The sequence below is a fragment of the Geobacillus zalihae genome (genome assembly GCF_030414215.1).
Classification (GTDB): Bacteria; Bacillota; Bacilli; order Bacillales; family Anoxybacillaceae; genus Geobacillus; species Geobacillus zalihae.
Genome location: NZ_CP129217.1, coordinates 2,228,519 through 2,249,569, shown reverse-complemented (window position 1 = coordinate 2,249,569; position 21,051 = coordinate 2,228,519). Strand labels below are relative to the sequence as shown.

23 protein-coding genes are annotated in these 21,051 nt (G+C 56.2%); 22 read left to right on the top strand and 1 reads right to left on the bottom strand.

Features of this window, described 5'->3' with window-relative positions; genetic code table 11:
- The 19 genes from aroB (at position 1) to ypjB (ending at position 18,280) form a co-directional block, all read left to right on the top strand.
- On the top strand, positions 1-1,101 hold the full coding sequence (gene aroB, locus QWV57_RS11265) for a 3-dehydroquinate synthase (RefSeq protein WP_013144895.1): 1,101 nt from the start codon (positions 1-3) through the stop codon (positions 1,099-1,101).
- Positions 1,098-1,478: a chorismate mutase gene (gene aroH / locus QWV57_RS11260; RefSeq protein WP_013144896.1), complete on the top strand. Its 381-nt coding sequence runs from the start codon at positions 1,098-1,100 to the stop codon at positions 1,476-1,478. Before aroB ends, aroH begins: the two co-directional genes overlap by 4 nt.
- A gap of 232 nt (positions 1,479-1,710) precedes the next feature.
- Complete coding sequence (gene trpE, locus QWV57_RS11255) at positions 1,711-3,237, top strand: anthranilate synthase component I (protein WP_011231689.1); 1,527 nt, start codon at positions 1,711-1,713, stop codon at positions 3,235-3,237.
- Positions 3,231-4,250, top strand: coding sequence for an anthranilate phosphoribosyltransferase (gene trpD / locus QWV57_RS11250; RefSeq protein ID WP_015375268.1), 1,020 nt, complete (start codon positions 3,231-3,233; stop codon positions 4,248-4,250). The genes trpE and trpD overlap by 7 nt, the downstream gene beginning before the upstream one ends.
- Positions 4,243-5,019 (top strand): indole-3-glycerol phosphate synthase TrpC, encoded by a 777-nt coding sequence (gene trpC / locus QWV57_RS11245; RefSeq protein WP_033005824.1) that lies wholly within the window; start codon positions 4,243-4,245, stop codon positions 5,017-5,019. The genes trpD and trpC overlap by 8 nt, the downstream gene beginning before the upstream one ends.
- Positions 5,006-5,650, top strand: a complete 645-nt coding sequence (locus QWV57_RS11240; protein WP_011231686.1) for a phosphoribosylanthranilate isomerase — start codon at positions 5,006-5,008, stop codon at positions 5,648-5,650. The genes trpC and QWV57_RS11240 overlap by 14 nt, the downstream gene beginning before the upstream one ends.
- A gap of 349 nt (positions 5,651-5,999) precedes the next feature.
- The gene (trpB, locus tag QWV57_RS11235) at positions 6,000-7,214 is read left to right on the top strand and encodes a tryptophan synthase subunit beta (protein ID WP_015375266.1); all 1,215 of its coding nucleotides are present in this window, start codon (positions 6,000-6,002) and stop codon (positions 7,212-7,214) included.
- A complete protein-coding gene (trpA, locus tag QWV57_RS11230) occupies positions 7,198-8,004 on the top strand; it encodes a tryptophan synthase subunit alpha (RefSeq protein ID WP_015375265.1) in 807 nt (268 codons plus the stop codon). Before trpB ends, trpA begins: the two co-directional genes overlap by 17 nt.
- A gap of 31 nt (positions 8,005-8,035) precedes the next feature.
- Positions 8,036-9,133: a histidinol-phosphate transaminase gene (gene hisC / locus QWV57_RS11225; protein ID WP_081212530.1), complete on the top strand. Its 1,098-nt coding sequence runs from the start codon at positions 8,036-8,038 to the stop codon at positions 9,131-9,133.
- Between the two features lie 87 nt (positions 9,134-9,220).
- On the top strand, positions 9,221-10,324 hold the full coding sequence (locus QWV57_RS11220; protein WP_129447297.1) for a prephenate dehydrogenase: 1,104 nt from the start codon (positions 9,221-9,223) through the stop codon (positions 10,322-10,324).
- A gap of 27 nt (positions 10,325-10,351) precedes the next feature.
- Positions 10,352-11,635 carry a 3-phosphoshikimate 1-carboxyvinyltransferase gene (gene aroA / locus QWV57_RS11215; RefSeq protein WP_015375263.1) on the top strand — a complete coding sequence of 428 codons (1,284 nt, stop codon included), beginning with the start codon at positions 10,352-10,354 and terminating at the stop codon, positions 11,633-11,635.
- A 270-nt stretch (positions 11,636-11,905) separates the two neighbouring features.
- A complete protein-coding gene (locus QWV57_RS11210) occupies positions 11,906-13,162 on the top strand; it encodes a tetratricopeptide repeat protein (RefSeq protein ID WP_301099915.1) in 1,257 nt (418 codons plus the stop codon).
- 56 nt (positions 13,163-13,218) lie between these two features.
- Positions 13,219-13,752, top strand: coding sequence for a ReoY family proteolytic degradation factor (locus tag QWV57_RS11205; RefSeq protein WP_013144907.1), 534 nt, complete (start codon positions 13,219-13,221; stop codon positions 13,750-13,752).
- Positions 13,753-13,840: 88 nt separating this feature from the next.
- Positions 13,841-14,296 carry a YpiF family protein gene (locus tag QWV57_RS11200; RefSeq protein ID WP_020278315.1) on the top strand — a complete coding sequence of 152 codons (456 nt, stop codon included), beginning with the start codon at positions 13,841-13,843 and terminating at the stop codon, positions 14,294-14,296.
- 144 nt (positions 14,297-14,440) lie between these two features.
- A complete protein-coding gene (locus QWV57_RS11195; RefSeq protein ID WP_011231677.1) occupies positions 14,441-14,950 on the top strand; it encodes a Rieske (2Fe-2S) protein in 510 nt (169 codons plus the stop codon).
- A gap of 3 nt (positions 14,951-14,953) precedes the next feature.
- Positions 14,954-15,628 (top strand): menaquinol-cytochrome c reductase cytochrome b subunit, encoded by a 675-nt coding sequence (gene qcrB / locus QWV57_RS11190; protein ID WP_011231676.1) that lies wholly within the window; start codon positions 14,954-14,956, stop codon positions 15,626-15,628.
- 49 nt (positions 15,629-15,677) lie between these two features.
- Positions 15,678-16,442: a menaquinol-cytochrome c reductase cytochrome b/c subunit gene (locus QWV57_RS11185; RefSeq protein ID WP_020755346.1), complete on the top strand. Its 765-nt coding sequence runs from the start codon at positions 15,678-15,680 to the stop codon at positions 16,440-16,442.
- 78 nt (positions 16,443-16,520) lie between these two features.
- Positions 16,521-17,141: a lipoprotein heptaprenylglyceryl N-acetyltransferase LhaT gene (gene lhaT / locus QWV57_RS11180; protein WP_060788465.1), complete on the top strand. Its 621-nt coding sequence runs from the start codon at positions 16,521-16,523 to the stop codon at positions 17,139-17,141.
- Positions 17,142-17,491: 350 nt separating this feature from the next.
- Complete coding sequence (gene ypjB, locus QWV57_RS11175) at positions 17,492-18,280, top strand: sporulation protein YpjB (protein WP_013524124.1); 789 nt, start codon at positions 17,492-17,494, stop codon at positions 18,278-18,280.
- 137 nt (positions 18,281-18,417) lie between these two features.
- Here the strand turns inward: ypjB and QWV57_RS11170 are convergent, their stop codons facing one another.
- Positions 18,418-19,290, bottom strand: coding sequence for a YitT family protein (locus QWV57_RS11170; protein WP_011231672.1), 873 nt, complete (start codon positions 19,288-19,290; stop codon positions 18,418-18,420).
- 160 nt (positions 19,291-19,450) lie between these two features.
- Between QWV57_RS11170 and QWV57_RS11165 the strand changes: the two genes are divergently transcribed.
- Genes QWV57_RS11165 through QWV57_RS11155 form a run of 3 tightly spaced genes read left to right on the top strand, consistent with a single transcriptional unit; the run spans position 19,451 to position 21,046 of the window.
- Entirely contained in the window at positions 19,451-19,786 is a 336-nt protein-coding gene (locus QWV57_RS11165) for a nucleotide pyrophosphohydrolase (RefSeq protein ID WP_011231671.1), read from the top strand.
- On the top strand, positions 19,783-20,580 hold the full coding sequence (gene dapB, locus QWV57_RS11160) for a 4-hydroxy-tetrahydrodipicolinate reductase (protein ID WP_013524123.1): 798 nt from the start codon (positions 19,783-19,785) through the stop codon (positions 20,578-20,580). Before QWV57_RS11165 ends, dapB begins: the two co-directional genes overlap by 4 nt.
- Positions 20,581-20,611: 31 nt before the next feature.
- Complete coding sequence (locus QWV57_RS11155) at positions 20,612-21,046, top strand: methylglyoxal synthase (RefSeq protein ID WP_011231669.1); 435 nt, start codon at positions 20,612-20,614, stop codon at positions 21,044-21,046.
- The last annotated feature ends 5 nt before the right edge of the window (positions 21,047-21,051 follow it).

Below are 21,051 nucleotides of genomic sequence, written 5' to 3'. Positions count from 1 at the left end.
ATGATCGAACGGACGATTGAAACGGCGACGAAGCGCTATCCGCTTCTTTTGGGCGATGGGGCGGCCCGCGTGTTGCCAAGCTTGCTTCGGTCGCTCTCCTGTCCGCCAGGGACAAAACTTTTCATCGTTACCGACGATACTGTGGCGCCTCTTTATTTGGATGAGGTGCGGGCGTTGCTTGCCGCCGCTGAGTATGACGTGTACGCCTACGTCATTCCAAGCGGGGAGGCGGCCAAGTCATTTGATCATTATTACGCTTGCCAGACAGCGGCATTGCAGTGCGGCCTCGACCGCCGCTCGGTTATCATTGCGCTTGGCGGCGGCGTTGTCGGCGATTTGGCTGGGTTTGTCGCCGCCACCTATATGCGCGGCATCCGTTACATTCAAATGCCGACGACACTCTTGGCCCATGACAGCGCCGTCGGCGGCAAAGTCGCCATCAACCATCCGCTCGGCAAAAATATGATCGGCGCCTTCCATCAGCCGGAAGCAGTTGTGTATGACACCTCCTTTTTGCGCACGCTGCCCGAGCGCGAGCTTCGGTCCGGGTTTGCCGAGGTGATCAAACATGCGCTGATCCGCGACCGCCGCTTTTACGACTGGCTGCGCGCGGAAATCAAGACGCTCGCCGACTTGCGCGGCGAGAAACTCGCCTATTGCATTGAAAAGGGCATTGACATTAAGGCGTCCGTCGTGCGTGAGGATGAAAAAGAAACCGGGGTGCGCGCCCATTTGAATTTCGGCCATACGCTCGGCCATGCGCTGGAAAGCGAGTTAGGCTACGGCGCGCTCACTCACGGGGAGGCGGTTGCGGTTGGCATGCTGTTTGCCGTCTTTGTCAGCGAACGGTTTTACGGCCGGTCGTTCGCTGAGCATCGATTGGCCGACTGGTTCGCCGGATACGGCTTCCCGGTGTCGCTGCCGACAACGGTTCAGACGCGCCGCCTGCTTGAGAAGATGAAAGGCGACAAAAAAGCGTACGCCGGAACAGTGCGGATGGTGCTTCTCTGTGAGATCGGCGACGTGGAAGTGGTGGAACTCGAAGACGACAACCTGCTCACGTGGCTGGACGAGTTTTCCAGACAGGGGGGGAAAGGATGATTCGCGGCATTCGCGGAGCGATTACAGTGGATCGAAATGACGCCGAGGAAATCGTGGCGGCAACGGAAACGTTGCTTCGTGAAATGATCCGCGCAAACGATGTCGCCGCTTCTGATGTGTCGTTTGTGCTCATTTCCGTCACCGACGACATCACCGCCGCGTTTCCGGCGCAGGCGCTGCGCCGTTTGGACGGCTGGACATATGTGCCGGTCATGTGCACGAGGGAAATTCCGGTGCCCGGTTCATTGCCGCGCTGCATTCGCGTCATGATGACGGTGGCGACTGAGAAACAGCAAGAAGAGATCTGCCACGTGTATTTAAAAGGGGCGGTCGTGTTGCGCCCGGATTTGTCGTTGACAAAAAAAACAGAAATGTAATATAGTGAAAATAACCTCTTTGCCCCTGAGACATCGGGGGCGTTAGAAGTGGAGCGAGAGTGGAGAGCGAGCGTAGGGTAGATGAGAATGAGCGAGTTTAGCTGAGGTGAGCGTTTTTTCATTCGCCGACATCTGCCCAAAGACGGTCGTCTTTGGGCGTTTCTTTTCCCTCTCTTTTTTCGCCTCATAAACCCTCATTCTCCGCCCGCTGATCATGAAGGGAGGAGAAGTGATGTCTGCTGATGGGCTGGCCGCTTTTTTGACGGAAGCGAACGAATTTCGAACCATCCCGATTGTGCGCAAATTTGTAGCCGATGTCATTGAGCCGCTCGGCGTGTTTGCCAATTTGCGCGAGGAAGCCGTGTTTTTGCTTGAAAGCAAGGATGACGAATCACCGTGGGCGCGCTATTCGTTCATCGGTGTGGCGCCGTTTTTGACGCTGGAGAGCGAAACCGGCGAAACGTTTTCGGTGAAGGACGAAAACGGGAACGAACAAATCACCGCACCGACGCTGAAAGAAGCGTTTCAATGGGTCGAGCGGACGCTTGCCGTCAAGCCGCTTGCCGAGACGGTGCCGTTTACAGGCGGTGCAGTTGGGTTTTTAGGTTACGATTTCATTTCCGCCATCGAAAAAGTGCCGCGCCACAAAAACCGCGATGTGCCGATGAAGACGGCCTATTTCGTATTTTGTGAATCGCTGTTTGCGTTTGACCAAAAAAAGCGTGAGTTGCTCGTCATTCACTATATTCGGTTGAGCGGCAACGAAACGGAGGAAGAGAAAATCGAAGCGTACCGCGCGGCCGAACGGCGCATGGCCGATCTCGCGGCGAAAGCGGCCCGCCCTCAAGCCGAGCAGCCGCTCTTGCCGGCGGAAAGCGAATCGGGGCGGACCGCCTCGTTTGCCAAAGCGGTGTCCAACTATGACAAAAAACAGTTTTTGCGCGATGTGGAGGCCGTGAAACGGTACATCGCGGCCGGCGATGTGTTTCAAGCGGTTCTGTCGCAGCGTTTCTGCGTGCCGGTTCAAGCCGGAGGCTTTGCCATTTATCGGCTGCTCCGATACATCAACCCGTCGCCGTACATGTTTTATTTCCAGCTTGATGGTGTGGAAATTGTCGGCAGTTCGCCGGAAAAACTGATTCAAGTGCACCGTCGGCGCGTTGAAATCGATCCGATTGCCGGCACACGGCGGCGCGGCCGATCGCCGGAGGAAGACGAGAGGCTGGCTGATGAGCTGTACCACGACCCGAAAGAACGGGCTGAGCATTATATGCTTGTCGATTTGGCGCGCAACGACATCGGCCGGGTCGCCAAGTACGGAACGGTCGAGGTGCCGGTGTTGCTTCAGATCGGCAAATTTTCACACGTGATGCACTTAATTTCCAAAGTCGTCGGTGAACTGGACGACAACGTCCACCCGATCGATGCACTCCTTGCCGCCTTTCCGGCTGGAACGGTGAGCGGGGCGCCGAAAGTGCGGGCGATGCAAATTTTGCAGGAACTCGAGCCGACAGCAAGGGGGCTGTATGCCGGAGCGATTGCCTATATCGGGTTTGATGGCAACATCGATTCGTGCATCGCCATCCGGACAGCGGTCGTGAAAGACGGCTATGCCTATGTGCAAGCCGGCGCCGGCATTGTCGCCGACTCCGTTCCGGAACTGGAGTGGAAAGAGACGCGCAATAAGGCGAGCGCCTTGATGAATGCGATTGAACAAGCGGAACGACTATTTGCGAAAGGGGAGAGGGCCGTATGTTGAAGCAGCTGCTTGTAAAATGTGCGGAAGGGAAAGCGTTGACGGAAGACGAAGCGTATGCGGCGATGAATATCATCATGTCCGGCGAGGCGACGGACAGTCAAATCGCAAGTCTGTTGTCCATGCTCCGCCTGCGCGGAGAGACAGTCGATGAGCTCGTCGGATTTGTGCGGGCGATGCGCGACCGGATGACTGCCATTGAGGCTAGTGATGATGTTATCGATACGTGCGGCACGGGCGGCGATGGGGCGGCGACATTCAACGTTTCCACCGCCGCGGCGATCGTCATTTCATCGCTTGGCGTCAAAGTCGCCAAGCACGGCAACCGCGCTGTTTCGTCAAAAAGCGGCAGCGCTGATGTGCTCGAGCGGCTCGGCATCGACATTCAAACGTCGCCGTCGGCCGCCAAACAGGCGTTGGAAACGAAAGGGCTGGCGTTTTTGTTCGCCCCGCTCTATCACGCGGCGATGAAACACGCCGCCGGGCCGCGGAAGGAAATCGGTTTCCGCACCGTTTTCAACTTGATCGGCCCGCTCGCCAATCCGGCGCGCTGCAAGCGGCAAGTCGTCGGCGTCTATTCGACCTGCTACGCTGAGAAATTGGCGGAGGCGATGCGCCGCCTCGGCTCGGAACATGTGTTGTTTGTCACCGGGCGCGATGGGCTTGATGAATGCAGCATCGCTGCAGAAACGGATGTCGTGGAGTTGAAAGACGGTGCGATCCGCCGCTTTGTCATCGCACCAGAAGACGCCGGCTTGCCGCGCGGCGAGCTTGCCGATGTGCAAGTGCGCGATCCGGAAGAGAGCGCCGCGCTTCTTGAGGCGGTGATGGCGGGAACAGCGCCGGAGAGCGCCATCAATATCGTTGCGCTGAACGCCGGCGCCGCCCTGTATGCCGCCGGCAAAGCTGAAACGATTGCCGAAGGAGTGGCGATGGCGAAAGAGGCCATTTTGTCCAAAACCGCATACGAACAACTGCAACGCCTGCGGGCGAAGGAAGTGATTCATGATGCTTGAGCAAATTTTAGCAGCCAAACGGGAAGAAGTGGAAACGTTGACGCTGCCGGCGCCATTGCCAGAGCGAAAGCGCCGGCCATTTGCGGCGGCGCTCCGTCGGCCGCGGCGGATGCTTGGCTTGATCGCTGAGGTGAAAAAAGCGTCGCCGTCAAAAGGCATCATTCGCCCGGATTTTGACCCGGTGGCCATCGCGAAAGCATATGAGCGCGCCGGTGCCGACGCGATCAGCGTGCTGACGGATGAACGGTATTTCCAAGGGCATCGCCGCTATTTGCGAGCGGTGAAAGAAGCGGTTAACGTTCCCGTGCTGCGCAAAGATTTCATCATCGATCGGCGGCAAGTCGAGGAAAGCGTCCGACTCGGGGCGGATGCGATTTTATTGATCGGCGAGGCGCTCCCGCCGGAAACGCTCGAGGAGCTCTATCATGAAGCGTACAGCTTGGGGCTCGAATGTTTGGTCGAGGTGCATGCGAAAGAGACGCTCGAGCGGATTTTCGATCGGTTTACGCCGGAGATCGTCGGCATCAACAACCGCGACTTGCATACCTTTGTGACAACACTTGAGGCGACCAAAACGCTCGCTCCGCTCATCCCGCCATCGTGCGTCATCGTCAGCGAAAGCGGGATCGGTTCCTTCAATGATGTGAAGACGGTCAAATCGTACGGAGCGCAGGCCATGCTCGTCGGCGAGTCGCTCATGCGCCAAGATGATGTGGAGCGAGCGGTCTACCGGCTGTTTGGGGAGGAAGATGGGGATGATTCGAATTAAATATTGCGGCAACCGTTCGGCTGAAGACGTGCAGGCCGCTATCGCGAGCGGGGCTGATTACCTCGGCTTTATTTTCGCCGAAAGCAGGCGGAACGTCTCTCCGAGTGAAGTGCAGCAATGGCTTGAGCCCCATAAGCTTGGCGCAAAGCAACTTGTCGGCGTCTTTGTCAACGCCCCTGTTAGGCGGATCGCCGCTGTCGCCGCCGAGCTGCCGCTTCATGTCATCCAATGCCACGGCCGTGAAACGCCGGCGGAGCTGGCGGCGGTGAAAGAGGCGGTGCCGCTTTCCGTCTGGAAGGCGATCCACCATGGCGACGGTGCGCTTGCGGCGATGAGGCAGTACGCTGGCATTGCCGATGGCTACGTCGTTGACAGCCGCGCCGCCGGCGCCTGGGGGGGGACGGGCGTCGCTTTTGATTGGGAGGCGGTGCCGCACTATTTGGAAGAGGCGGCCCGCCAAGGCGTGCCGTGCTTCATCGCCGGCGGCATCACTCCGGACAATATCGAGCGGCTGCTTGTCTACCGCCCGGATGGCATCGATATCAGCAGCGGCATTGAAACGGACGGACGCAAAGATCCAACGAAGATGAAACAAATCGAAGAAAAAATAAAACATCACGGGTGTCGATGATCCGTTATGTACGAAAAAACACAGAATGATATGGCTGAACACAATTTTCTGCCTCTTCCCTCGAACAAGAACGCCGGCGGGCGAATGACATTTGCCCGCAAAGCGTTCATTGTTCGAGGAGGGCATGCGGCAGCATGAGCGAGCCGCTTGCCGACTACGGCAGAAAAGCTCGGACTAGAGCCTTCTCAACAGACTTTTTATTGGTTCATCAACACACCTGATAAAAAAATAACAAAGCGAAGGGCCAAAAGACGGCGCTGACGCTCGGACGGTTAACAAACACAGGCACTTTGAAGAAATGCGGCTCTTCGTCTTTCAACTTTTATGAAGGAGAAGGTGGGGTTAGATGATGGAACGCGTTCCGAATGAATACGGCCGGTTTGGCGATTTCGGCGGCAAGTTTGTCCCTGAGACGCTCATGCTTCCGCTTGAGGAAATCGAAGCGGAGCTTGACAAAGCGCTTGCCGATGAATCGTTCAAACAAGAATACATCCGCATTTTGCAGCATTACTCCGGTCGCCCGACCCCGCTCACGTTCGCGCCAAATTTGACACGGCAAGTCGGCGGCGCGAAAATGTATTTAAAGCGCGAAGATTTAAACCATACGGGCGCCCATAAAATCAACAACGCGATCGGCCAGGCGCTTTTGGCAAAACGGATGGGCAAGAAAAAGCTGATCGCTGAAACCGGAGCCGGCCAGCACGGCGTCGCCGCGGCGACGGTGGCCGCCCATTTCGGCATGGATTGCATCGTTTTTATGGGCGAAGAAGACATCAAGCGGCAGGAGCTGAACGTGTTTCGCATGAAGCTGTTGGGCGCCGAAGTCGTGCCGGTGTCAAGCGGCAACCGAACGTTGAAAGATGCGACGAACGAAGCAATTCGCTATTGGGTCGCCCACTGCGACGACCATTTTTACATGATCGGCTCGGTCGTCGGTCCGCATCCGTACCCGAAAATGGTGCGCGAGTTTCAGCGCGTGATTGGCGATGAAGCGAAAGAACAGTTTCTCGCCCGTGAAGGGAAGCTGCCGGATGTCATCGTTGCCTGCGTCGGCGGCGGCAGCAACGCCATCGGCATGTTTTACCCGTTTTTGCAAGATGACGTCCGCCTCGTCGGCGTCGAGGCGGCCGGCAAAGGGATCGACACTCCGCACCATGCGGCGACCATCACAAAAGGGACGAAAGGGGTCATACACGGGGCGATGACCTACCTGTTGCAAGACGAGTACGGACAAATTCTCGAACCGTATTCGATCTCAGCCGGCCTTGATTACCCCGGCGTCGGCCCGGAACATGCGTATTTGGCGAGCATTGGCCGCGTCCGCTACGAAAGCGCGACCGATGCCGAGGCCGTCGCTGCGTTTCAATTGTTGGCGCAAACGGAAGGCATCATTCCGGCCATCGAGTCGGCCCATGCGGTGGCGAAAGCCGTCGAGCTCGCCCGCGAGATGCCGCCGGATGAAACGGTGCTCATTTGCCTGTCCGGCCGCGGAGATAAAGATGTGCAAACGATGATGCGCCATCTTGGTGCGAGGGAAGGTGAAGACATTGCCACTGTCCGTTAATCCGCCGCTATTTATCCCGTTTATCGTTGCCGGTGATCCGGCTCCCGATGTGACGATCGATCTCGCCTTGGCGCTTGAGGAGGCCGGCGCTGACATATTGGAGCTTGGCGTGCCGTACTCCGACCCGCTCGCTGACGGACCGACGATTCAACGCGCCGCCGCAAGGGCGCTTGACGGGGGCATGACGCTGCCGAAAGCCATTCAGCTTATTGGCGAGATGCGAAAAAAAGGGGTAAACATTCCGATTATTCTCTTTACGTATTACAATCCTGTGTTACAATTAGGAGAAGAATCCTTTTTTGCTTTAGCGCGGGAAAATGGCGCCGACGGCGTGCTCATTCCCGATTTGCCGTTTGAGGAAAGCGGTCCGCTCCGCGAACTTGGCGAACGGTTTGGTCTCCCGCTCATTTCGCTTGTTGCGCCGACGTCGAAGCAGCGGATCGAGCGGATCGCTTCGGCGGCGCAAGGGTTTTTGTATTGCGTCTCCTCGCTAGGCGTTACAGGCGTGCGTGAGACGCTGCCGGAGACGCTCGGCGATTTCCTCCGCGAAGTGAAGCGGCATAGCCGCGTCCCGGTCGCCGTCGGCTTTGGCATTTCGGCGCCGGAGCAAGTCGCGATGTTGAAAGAGGTGTGCGACGGCGTTGTCGTCGGCAGCGCGCTCGTGCAAAAAGTCGAGCAGCTGGCTCCGAGGTTGCAGGCGCCGGACGAAAGGGAAGCGGCCGTCGCCGAGTTTGCTGCCTACGCCCGTTCGCTTGCCGCGCCGCTTCGAGAAGCCTATTCTTCGCGCTAAAAGTTCCGAATTGAAGGAGTTGGCGACAATCATGCAAGTAAAGGAATCGCTCCGGGGTCTTTCTCCGTACCAGCCGGGAAAATCGATCGAAGAAGTCAAACGGCAATATGGCTTGCCTGAGATTATTAAACTTGCTTCTAACGAGAATCCGTACGGTTCGTCGCCATCGGCAAAAGCGGCCATCGCCGCTGAGCTTGACCGCCTCGCCGTCTATCCGGACGGCTGCGCCCGCACGTTGCGCGAAAAGGTGGCGAAGCATCTTGGCGTCAAGGAAACACAGCTTCTGTTTGGCAACGGTTCGGATGAGGTGGTGCAAATTCTTTGCCGCGCCTTTTTAGAGCCGGGGGCGAATACAGTGATGGCGGCGCCGACATTCCCGCAATACCGGCACAATGCCATCATCGAGCGGGCCGAGGTGCGCGAAGTGCCGCTTGTTGATGGGCGTCATGATTTGGAGGCGATGCTTGCTGTGATCGATGAAAACACGCGCATCGTCTGGATTTGCAATCCGAACAACCCGACGGGCACGTATGTGAATGACACCGAGCTGCGCGCCTTTTTGGATCGCGTGCCGCGTCATGTGCTTGTCGTCGTGGACGAAGCGTACTACGAATATGCGACGGCGCCCGACTACCCGCAAACGGTGCCGCTTTTAAACGAGTACGAGCAGCTTGTCGTCATGCGCACGTTCTCGAAAGCATACGGGCTCGCTGCGCTCCGCGTCGGCTACGGCGTGGCGAGTGAGACGCTCATCCGCGCCGTCGAGCCGGCGCGCGAGCCGTTTAACACGTCGACCATCGCCCAAGCGGCCGCGGCGGCCGCACTTGACGATCAAGCGTTCATCCGCGCCTGCGTCGAACGAAATCGCGCCGAGCTTGAGCGGTATTATCGCTTTTGCGAGGAGAACGGCCTGAAGTATTACCCGTCGCAGACAAACTTTTTGTTCATTGATTTCGGGTTGGATGGCGACGAAGTGTTCCGCTATTTGCTGGAGCGCGGCGTCATTGTCCGCTCGGGCCAAGCGCTTGGGCTGCCGACCGGCGTGCGTGTGACGGTTGGCACGAAAGAGCAAAACGACCGGGTGTTGGAACTCGTTTCGCAACTGCTTCGGGAAAAACAGCTCGCCTGACCGTTCAGCGGCGGGATGGATAGAAAAGATCGGCCCGTTGCTTTTCAAAAGCAGCGGGCGCACGTTTACATAAAGTAGGTGGGACGATTGGAAGGAAAAGTGTTCATTGTCGGCCTCGGCTTGATCGGCGGATCGATTGCATTGGCGATTAAAAAAGCGCATCCGGAGGCGATGATCATCGGCTACGACGTCAATGAGCGGCAGCTCGGCTTGGCGCGTTCGCTCAAGGTGATCGACGAAGCCGCCCATTCGCCCGAAGACGGATACGGACAGGCGGATTTGATCGTTCTGGCCGTTCCGGTCATGCAGACGGAGGCGCTGCTTTCATCGATGCCGCTCGAGCGGTTGAAGCGCGGCGTGATCGTGACCGATGTCGGCAGCACGAAGCAGCGCATCGTCCAAGGCGCCCGCCGCCTGTTGGATCATGGCGTAGCGTTCATCGGCGGCCATCCGATGGCCGGGTCGCATAAAAGCGGTGTGGCGGCGGCAAGGGCTCATCTGTTTGAAAACGCCTTTTACATTTTGACGCCGACGGACGATGTGCCGCCGCAGCAAGTCGAGGCGTTGAAACAGTGGCTTGCGGGAACGAAAGCGCAGTTTGTCATCTTAACGCCCAAAGAGCATGACCGCATCACTGGCGTAATCAGCCATTTTCCGCATTTGATTGCGGCGAGCCTCGTTCATCAGGCGCGCGAATACGAGTGCGAAAACGCCCTCGTCAGCCGGCTGGCGGCCGGCGGCTTCCGCGACATCACCCGCATCGCGTCGAGCAATCCGGAAATGTGGCGCGATATTTTTATCCATAACAAGCATGAACTGCTTGCGCTCTTTGACCGCTGGATCGCCGAAATGGAGCGGCTGCGTTCGTTTGTCGAAGAAGAAAACAGCATCGCGATTTACCATTACTTTTTGGAGGCGAAACAGTTTCGCGACGGGCTGCCGTCGAGAACGAAAGGAGCGATTCCGTCGTTTTACGATTTGTATGTCGACGTGCCGGATTATCCGGGCGTCATCTCCGAAGTGACCGGCTATTTGGCCGAAGAAAACATCAGCATCACGAACATCCGCATCATTGAGACGCGCGAAGAAATTTACGGCGTGCTCCGCCTCAGCTTCCAAAGCGAAGACGATCGGGCGCGGGCGAAAGCGTGCCTCGCCAAACATACGAACTATGCCACCTATGAAGGGTAGCAAGGAAAAACAATGGAGGGATTTTGCATGCAGTTGCCAACCAACGTGTCGTCGCTCCGAGGAATGATCGAAGTCCCTGGCGACAAATCGATTTCCCATCGCGCCGTCATGCTCGGGGCGCTTGCTTCTGGACGGACGGTGATTGACCATTTTTTGCCTGGGGCGGACTGTTTAAGCACGATCGACTGTTTCCGGAAACTCGGCGTTGACATTCGCCAGGACGGGACGACAGTCGTTGTCGAAGGAGCCGGCCCCGGCGGGCTGCGCGAGCCGGCTGCGGTGCTTGATGTCGGCAACTCGGGAACGACGGCGCGCCTGCTTTTGGGCATTTTGGCCGGCCAGCCGTTTCACGCCTGCCTTGTCGGCGATGAATCGATCGCCAAGCGACCGATGGGGCGGGTGACGAAACCGCTTCGCGAAATGGGAGCGCGTATTGACGGGCGTGAGGGCGGCAATTATACGCCGCTTTCCATCCGCGGCGGCGCGCTTCGCCCGCTTTGCTACACTTCGCCGGTGGCGAGCGCGCAAGTAAAATCGGCCATTTTGCTCGCCGGCTTATTCGCTGACGGCGTGACGTCTGTTGCTGAGCCGCACCGCTCGCGCGACCATACCGAGCGGATGGTTCGGTTGTTTGGCGGTGAAGTGAATGTGGATGGCTTGACCGTCTCGGTGGCCGGTCCGCAACGCTTGCGCGGGACGCACATTTACGTTCCCGGCGATATTTCGTCAGCCGCCTTTTTCCTTGTCGCCGGCGCCATTGTGCCAAACAGCGAAATTACGCTGAAAAACGTCGGCTTAAATCCAACGCGGACCGGCATCATCGATGTGCTTACACAAATGGGGGCGGATATTGCGATTGACAACGTCCGCAACGAGGAAACCGAGCCGGTCGGTGATATTACGGTCCGCACGTCGACGCTTCGGGCGGTCGAAATCGGCGGGGATCTGATTCCAAGATTGATCGACGAAATTCCGATCATTGCCTTGCTCGCGACGCAGGCGGAAGGAACGACCGTCATCAAAGACGCGAGCGAACTGAAGGTGAAAGAGACGAATCGGATCCATACGGTCGTCACCGAGTTGAAAAAACTCGGCGCTGACATCGAAGCAACCGACGACGGCATGATGATCCGCGGCAAAACGCCGCTTTATGCCGACGGGATTGTTGTCGACAGCCATGGCGACCACCGCATCGGCATGATGCTCGCCGTTGCTGCCTGCATCGCCAAAGGGACGGTCCGCCTCGAGCGTTCGGAAGCGGTCGCCGTTTCCTATCCGGCGTTTTTTGCCGACCTCCGTTCGCTGCTGTAAAAGGCCTCCCGCCCCAAGCGGGCGGGCGGTCATATTTTGCGTTGTTCGTTCATATATTGTCAGTGAGAGGAAGGGCTCCGTATTTTTTGAAAGCGGATACATTTCCTGTTTCTGGATGAAAAAACGACGCACCTTCCAGACGGCGAGCGGTTTGGTTGCGGAAACGGCCATGATCGATTATCATCATTCATGTTCCCATTGTAACAGTACATAACGATTTGAATGGCAAAGGCGGATGGCCGCCTGCCGCAAGAGAGGGCTGACGAAACGATGACACGCGTCGAACAAATCATTCGCTTAGTGGAAAACGGAAACGTCGACCAAGCGTTGGCGCTCGTGCCGAAAGTGAAAAAATATGGAAGTGATGAAGAAAAATACGCGCTTGCCGACTGCTTGTACGGATGGGGAATGCCGGAAGAGGCGAAGGAGCTGCTTGAGGAGCTGGCTGCCCGCTATCCGGATGACGGCGACATTCGCCTGTTTTTGGCGGAAGTGTATACGGAGCTTGAAGCCGAAGAGGAAGCGCTCGCCATTTTGTCGGAGATCGACGAAGACGATCCGCAGTTTGTCCGCGCGTGCCTTCTTGCCGCCGATTTGTACGAAATGCAAGGGCTGGCGGAAGTGAGCGAGCGGAAGCTGCGTCAAGCGTACGAGAAAGCTCCAGATGAGCCGATCGTGCAGTTTGCGTTGGCTGAGTTGTATTTTTCGCACGGGGAATACTCAAAAAGCGTGCTGCTTTATGAACAGGTGCGGAAGACGAATAAGGAGATGGCCGGCGTCTTGATCACTGAGCGGATCGCTGAGGCGCTCAGCCGTTCCGGGGAATTCGAGGCGGCGCTTCCGTATTATGAGGAGGCGCTCAATGAAAAAATGGACAGTCGGACGCTGTTCGCCTACGGATTCACCGCGTTGCAGGCCGGCTATACACAAACGGCCATCGATAAGCTCAGCGCTTTAAAAGAGCTCGATCCGGACTACACTCCGCTTTACCTTTATTTGGCGAAAGCGTATGAACAAGAAGGACGGCTCGTGCAAAGCTATGAGACGGCGCTTGAGGGCATCGGCGTCGACGAATGGAACAAAGAGCTCCGCCTTTACGCAGGCAAGCTGGCGCTCAAGCTGAACAAGCCGGAGGAGGCAGAGGAACATTTGAAAAAAGCGCTTGAGATCGATGGCGGGTACATCGAGGCGCTCACGGTTTTATCGGCGCTTTGGCTAAATGAACAGCGCTATGAGGATGTCGTAGCGCTTCTTGAGCAGGCGATGGCCGATGGCGAGTACGATCCGCAGTTTGAATGGGACCTTGGGCGCGCCAAACATCGGCTTGAGATGTACGACGATGCATTAAATCATTACGGCGAGGCATATAATTTCTTTAAGCACAATGTCGAGTTCCTCGAAGAGTACGGATATTTTCTCATCGAGGAAGGAAATCGGGCGGCGGCGAAAGAAATATTTCAACAGATCGTCCGTCTCGACCCAACCCATACGGAGGCGGCGGAGATGCTGCTTGAGCTCGAAGAGTAGGGGAGAAGCGGTGGCCCAACCTCTTTCTTGGAAACCGATCGAGGGGGAAGCGCACAATGACGCACGTATCCGTCAATGAGAAAAAAGAGTTTATCCGTTGGTTTTTAAGCCACTATCAGTTGAAGCGGCGCGAGTGTGTCTGGATTTTAAACTATTTGATGAGCCATGACCAGCTCATGCAAAAGGTGCATTTTGTCGAGAATGCCCAATATTGCCCGCGCGGCATCATTATGTCGACTCACTGCGTCGACGATGTGCCGTTCCGTTTTTACAAAGGCAATGTGATGACAACCGATGCAGAGAAATCGTTCCATGACATCCGTTTAAACCGCGACGAAGATATTTACATTCAACTGAATTTCCGCGCTTCTTTTCACTCGCCGCAATATGTCGCTGTGCTTGAGGAAAACCCGTATGCGCCGAAGCAGGCGCAAGTGAGCGAAAACGACCAGCGCCTCGCCGAGCAGTTTTTGGAACGCTCCATTTACGAATTCCGGCGCGGGCGGCTCATGAAGCTGATCGATGAGGCGCTTGACCGCCATGATGAAGAGGCGTTCCGCCGCCTGACCGATGAATTAAACAAATTGTAAAAACCTTGCCGCCGGCAAGGTTTTTCTTTTGCCGAAAAATATGGTATGGTGATGAAGGGAAGAAACTTTAAGGAAAAGGAGAGTACGAATGAAGTGGACAGGCGAGGACGTCGCCCTCTATGAACGAGAGCGCGACTACATCGACACGGCGCTCCTTCCGCTTTTGCCGGTGGCTTTCGGCCAAGGAGCGAAGCGGCTCGCTTCCGGCGGGGAGCTTGTCGGGCTCATCGCGGCCGAGGTCGAGCGGCAGCTGAAGGGCCGGTTGTTTTTGATGCCGTCGTTTGTGTATTTTGCCGATGAGCCGCGGGCGCTGCTTACCGAAAGGCTGGCGGATTGGACCAACCGGCTTAGGCGGGAAGGAATGAAGCATCTGTTTTATGTGACGTGCGACCGTGCGTGGCAAGAGGGCGAAGAAGCTGACCGCGTTTGGTTCATTCCGGTTGTTCCGCTCGAGAGCATGGGTGAATCGTACAAGCACGAGCTTGTCAGAGAGCAGACCGCCGAGCTGCTCCGCTTTCTCATCGGTCGATGGGCGCAAGAGTAGATGCGGCAAAGTCCGACGTTTTGCCGCCTGCGATATTGACCTTGTCCAGCAATTGAGCTATCATTAGAATGTCCTAGTTTTCCGTATGTGTTATACATACAATCGTCCGGTGCGGACTTGACTTTGCATAGAGGGGGGAAGACGATGAGCGACAACAAACATCGTGTAACGAGACGTCAATTTTTAAACTACACGCTGACCGGGGTCGGCGGCTTTATGGCAGCAGGGATGCTCATGCCGATGCTCCGTTTTGCTTTCGATCCGATCTTGAAGGATGAAGCAGGGACGGAGATGGTCGCGGTAGCAGACGTCAAAGAGATTACGACCGAACCGAAGCGCTTCGACTTTAAAGTGAAGGTGAAAGACGCTTGGTACGAGTCGGAAGAGCCAAAATCAGCATGGGTGTATAAAACGGACAAAGGGGAGATCATCGCCCTTTCGCCGATCTGCAAACACCTTGGCTGTACGGTCGACTGGAACACGGACAAAGAGCATCCGAACCAGTTTTTCTGCCCATGCCACTATGGGCGCTATGAGAAGGACGGCACGAACGTTCCGGGGACGCCGCCGCAAGCTCCGCTTGACCGTTACGAGTACAAAGTGAAAGACGGCAAGCTGTATTTAGGCAAGGCGAAACCAAGAAAGGAGGCGTAATGCGTGTTAAACAAGCTGTATGACTGGGTCGATGAACGCTTAGATATTACGCCTTTATGGCGGGATATCGCCGATCACGAAGTTCCGGAGCACGTCAACCCCGCCCATCACTTTTCCGCCTTTGTCTATTGTTTCGGCGGGCTGACGTTTTTTGTCACGGTCATTCAAATTTTGTCGGGCATGTTTTTGACGATGTACTACGTCCCGGATATTAAAAACGCGTGGGAATCGGTGTATTACTTGCAAAACGAAGTGGCGTTCGGCCAAATTGTGCGCGGCATGCACCACTGGGGGGCGAGCCTTGTCATCGTCATGATGTTTTTACATACGCTGCGCGTCTTTTTCCAAGGGGCTTATAAAAAGCCGCGCGAAATGAACTGGATCGTCGGCGTATTGATCTTTATGGTGATGATGGGTCTTGGCTTCACCGGCTACTTGTTGCCGTGGGATATGAAAGCGCTGTTTGCGACGAAAGTTGGTTTGCAAATCGCGGAAGCGACGCCACTCATTGGCCCGGCCATTAAGACGCTGTTAGCTGGGGACCCAGAAATTGTCGGCGCGCAAACGTTGACGCGCTTCTTTGCCATTCACGTCTTCTTCTTGCCGGCCGCTTTACTCGGCTTAATGGCAGCGCACTTTTTAATGATTCGCAGACAAGGCATTTCCGGTCCGCTATGATCGGTCGGCCCGCGTTTAGAGGTGATAGAAAAAAGGAGGGAACCACGCAATGCATCGCGGAAAAGGAATGAAATTCGTCGGCGATTCCCGTGTTCCCGCGGTGAGAAAACCGAATATTCCAAAGGACTATTCGGAATATCCCGGGAAAACGGAAGTGTTTTGGCCGAACTTCCTGCTTAAGGAATGGTTGGTCGGATCGGTCTTTCTCGTCGGTTTCTTATGCTTGACGGTCGCCCATCCGTCGCCGCTTGAGCGGATCGCCGACCCGACGGACACGACGTACGTGCCGCTGCCTGACTGGTATTTCTTGTTCTTATACCAATTGCTCAAATATTCGTATGCGTCTGGTCCGTATACGGTCGTCGGCGCGATCATCATCCCAGGGTTGGCGTTCGGCGCGCTCTTGTTGGCGCCGTTTTTGGACCGCGGCCCAGAGCGCCGTCCTTGGAAGCGTCCGGTCGCGACCGGGATGATGCTGTTGGCGCTTGCGGCGATGATTTATTTGACATGGGAAGCGGTCGTCACACACGACTGGAAAAAAGCGGCTGAACAAGGGAAAATTCGGGCGGAAGTGAAAATTGACACGAACGCGGAAGGCTATAAAATCGCTCAAGCGAACACATGTACATCGTGCCACGGACAAAACTTGTCCGGCGGCGCTGGTCCGTCGCTCATCGGCACCGGCTTGAAGCCGGAAGAAATCGCGAAGATTGCCAAGGAAGGGAAAGGCAACATGCCGGCTGGCGTCTTTAAAGGAACGGATGAAGAGCTGAAAAAGCTGTCCGAATTTATTGCCGGACTGAAAGCGGAATAATCGTTTCGACACGAAAAAGCTGACTCGCGTTAGTCAGCTTTTTTCGTGCCAACATGAAACCGAGGCGAGGTGCAGATGATGGCATGGCTTTATGCGCTGTTGGCTTCCCGGCCGGTTGTTTGGCTGCTCTTGTTCGTCAACGCGGCCGGCACCATCTATGGATATTATTGGTATCGTTATCAACTTGCCGATACGCCGCCCGTCTTTTTGCCGTTTGTTCCTGACAGTCCGACGGCGAGCCTTTTTTTTCTTGTCGTCCTTGTGGCATGGCTTTTCGGCAGGTCGGCGCCGCTTTTTGAAGCGTTGGCTTTGGTGACGCTTGTGAAGTATGGAATTTGGGCGGTCGTGATGAATGTGCTCGTTTGGCGCGTTACCGGCACGCTGGATTGGGCCGGCTGGATGCTCATCGTTTCGCACGGGGCGATGGCGATCGAAGGAATGCTGTACGCCCGGTTTTATCGATTCCGCTTCCTTCACCTTATGCTGGCGGCCGTGTGGACGCTGCATAACGATATCATCGACTACGTTTTTGGCATGATGCCGCGCTATAGTGTGCTGGCTGACTACGCCAACGAAATCGGCTATTTTACGTTTTGGTTGAGCATCGCATCGATTGCCGCTGCGTATCAGCTTGGCGTCCGCCTCCGGCGCCAGCCGCTTCTGCCGGGCGGCATGTCTTTCCGGCAGGCATCAGAGTAGAGCGTGGAACACAAGGAGGAACGTTGGGCGGCAGCTTTCTATATAGATGCAACGAAGGAGTTTCACATATCCTTGACGGAAAAGCGGTTTGTCCATTTTCGACTGTCGAAGGCAAGCCACAGGCTTGCCTCCGTCACGCCTTGGCGTGACGGAAGACCGAACAACCGCCTGCCCCCCCTAGACCCATATATGGGTCTGGAAGCGGCGTTGTTCGGTCCCCCGACAGTCGATCAAATACTCGGTAAAAGGTGCAAATGGCAAAGCTTCGAATTGCATCTATATAGCAGTTGCCTGGTCTACTCTTGTCCACTCCTTCATACATTGTACTAGTGGATGAGGGAGGGACGATGATGAAGCGAATCGGGCTAGCCATGTTGTTGTCGCTCGCCTTTTTATGGCCAGCGCCCATTGGCGCGGCTGGACAAACAAACGGTTGGGAGCAGTTGGACGATATTTCCGACGAGGCGCTGCAATTGGCGAAAAACGGTCGTTTTGCCGAAGCAAAAGAAGTGCTCCGCTATTTTTCCGAGCGGTTTTTCGCCCTTGGGGCAAAAGAACGGTTGAAATCGGCCGATGAATTGCGGGCGGTGACCGTGACGCACGAGCAGGCAGTCAAGGCGATGACGGCGCCGATCTCCGCGGAAGACAAAGTGGCGGCGATCACCCAGTTTCGCCTTGTTGTTGACGCCATCCATTCGACATACCAGCCGCTTTGGACGGAGATGGAGCCGGCTGTCATGGAGGCGTTTGCCGCGGTCGAAAAGGCGGCACAACAAGGCGAGCAGAAAGCGTATGCCGCTGCCCTCCGCCAGTTGCTTGACCGCTATACATTGATCGAGCCGAGTGTGAAAATCGACGTGCCGCCGGATATCGCGACAAAGGTCGATGATGATCTTGAGGCGTTGCAGGCCGCCGCGTTTTGGCAACGCGGCGAAGACGAGCAGCGCGAGCAACTCGCCGATGCGCGTCAAGATCTTGAAGCGCTGTTTGCCGGGGTGAAAAAGGACGAAGCTGATCCGTCGCTGATTTGGGTGATGATTTCCACTGGCGGAGTGATCGTGTTGACGCTGACGTACGTTGGCTGGCGGAAGTACAAAGGAGAAAAGGAAGAGAAGCGGGCGCGGCAGCCGGAAGACTAAGCACCGGCGCTTTTTGCGAGGGGGAAACGTTTCCCCCTCTTTTTTGTTTTCCCGTCGCTTTGTGCAAGCACCGCCCCGGCACTTTCAAGCGGCGCTTGCCGGGCTTGTCCCGGTTGGGCTTTCGCGCCAGCGGCTTTTCATGGTTCCAGCGGCCGCTTTTGTTCATCGAGCGTAAACCCTTCGCCGAGCACATCATGCACATCGGTGACGGCGACGAACGCATGCGGATCAACGGATATAATGACACTTTTTAAGCGCGGCAGTTCGTTTTTGGCGACGACGCAATACAAGACGTCGCGGTCGCGCTTCGTATACGAGCCGCGCCCTTTGAGCACAGTGACGCCGCGCTCCATCTCTGTCAAGATCCGGTTGGCGATCTCTTCGCTTTTTTCTGAGATGATGGTCGCCCCTTTTGCCGCATAGCCGCCTTCCTGCAGAAAATCAATGACCCGGGCGGCGATAAAGACGGCGACCAACGTATACATCGCCTCGCGGTATGACAGGTAAAGAAGAAGCGACAACGTGATGACGGTGGCGTCAAAGGCAAACATCGTTTTGCCCATGCTGATGCCTTTATATTTATGGACGAGGCGGGCGATAATATCGACGCCTCCGGTTGTGCCGCCGTAGCGGAAAATAATGCCGAGGCCGACGCCGATAAAGACGCCGGCAAACAAGGCGGCGAGCGTCATGTCATGTCGAAGCGGCATATGAATCATGTAGCGTTGAAAGATGGACAAAAAGACGGAAACGGCGACCGTGCCGATGACGGTATAGAGAAACGTCTGGCGGCCGAGCAGCTTCCAGCCGATGAAAAAGAGCGGAATGTTGAGCGCCAAGTTGGTGATCGCTGGATCCAGTCCGAACAAAAAATAAAGAAGAAGCGTAATGCCGGTAAACCCGCCTTCCGCCAAATTGTTTTGCATGTTGAAATGAACGAGCCCGAAGGCGAAAATGGCGGCGCCAAGCAAAATAAACAGGCAGTTTTTGATCTTTAGTCCAAAAATCATACCGTCCCTCCGTCCGCAAAAATAGTCGGCGCCCTTAATTATAGAGGAACTTGTCCATATAGGCAATGACGAGCGAAAACGGACGGAATTGACAGCGGGCGAAAACATTTGTCAAATGCGCCGCTTTTCGCTAACATGAAAACAGGCGAGGTGACAAGCCATGCAGGAGAAAACGATGAAACAAATGCAACAGGAAGTGGATGACTATATCAGTCAATTCAAAGAAGGCTATTTCAGCCCGCTCGCCATGCTGGCGCGGCTGACGGAAGAGCTCGGCGAGCTGGCGCGCGAGGTGAACCATTACTACGGGGAAAAACCGAAAAAGGCGACCGAACAAGAAAAAACGGTGGAAGAAGAGCTGGGCGATTTGCTGTTTGTGCTCATTTGCTTCGCCAATTCGCTCGGCATTGATTTGCAGGCGGCGCACGACCGGGTGATGGACAAGTTTCGCACCCGCGACCGCGACCGCTGGACGCGGAAGGAGGAAGGATCATGACGATTCGCATTGTCATCGCGGGGCCGCGCGGCCGCATGGGCCGAGAAGCGGTTGCGCTCGTGCAGCAAACCGATCACTTTGAACTGGCTGCGGTCATCGACCGCCGTTACGATGGACAAAATTTAGCGGAGATCGACGGATTTTCCGGCGTCAACGCCCCGATTTACACCGATGCGGCCCGCTGTTTTGCCGAGGTGAAGCCGGATGTATTGATCGATTTGACAACGCCGGAAGCCGGAAAGCGGCACACCGAGCTGGCGCTGCGTTACGGCGTTCGTCCGGTCGTCGGCACGACTGGATTTACGCCGGAAGATATCGAGCGGCTCACCAAGCTGGCGGAAGAGAAAGAAATCGGCGCCATCATTGCGCCGAACTTTGCCGTCGGAGCGGTGTTGATGATGAAATTCGCCCGCATGGCGGCCAAATATTTCACTGATGTGGAAATCATTGAATTGCACCATGATCAAAAGCTTGACGCACCGTCCGGAACGGCGTTGAAGACGGCGCAGCTCATTGCCGAAGTGCGACCGTCGAAAAAGCAAGGCCACCCGAACGAAAAGGAAACGCTTGCTGGCGCGCGCGGCGCGGAATATGACGGCATCCCGATCCACAGCGTCCGTCTGCCGGGCTTTGTCGCTCATCAAGAAGTGATTTTCGGCGGCAACGGCCAGACGTTGACGATCCGCCACGATTCGTTCGACCGCCGCTCGTTTATGTCCGGGGTGAAGCTGGCAGTGGAAACGGTGATGCATTTACATACGCTTGTCTATGGGCTGGAGCATATTTTGGAATAGTGTGCAAACTGCGCAAACGGGGGAGAATGGAATGAAAATCGCGTTAATTGCCCATGACCAAAAAAAGGAAGAGATGGTCGCATTTGCGACCGCCTATGCGCCTGTGCTTGCCAACCATGAATTGTACGCCACCGGCACGACCGGCTTGCGCATCCAGGAGGCGACCGGTCTTCCCGTTCATCGCTTCCAATCAGGGCCGTACGGAGGCGACCAAGAAATCGGGGCGATGATCGCCCGCAATGAAATGGATCTGGTCATTTTTTTCCGCGATCCGCTCACCGCCCAGCCGCATGAGCCGGACATCAGCGCATTGATGCGGCTTTGCGACGTCTATGCCGTGCCGTTGGCGACGAACATCGGCACGGCCGAGCTGCTCATCCGCGCGTTGGAGCGCGGCGATTTGGCATGGCGCAGCATTGTGCGCGGCCAAACAAAAGGCGGGGAGGAATCGAAAACAGAAAGGTGACAGCG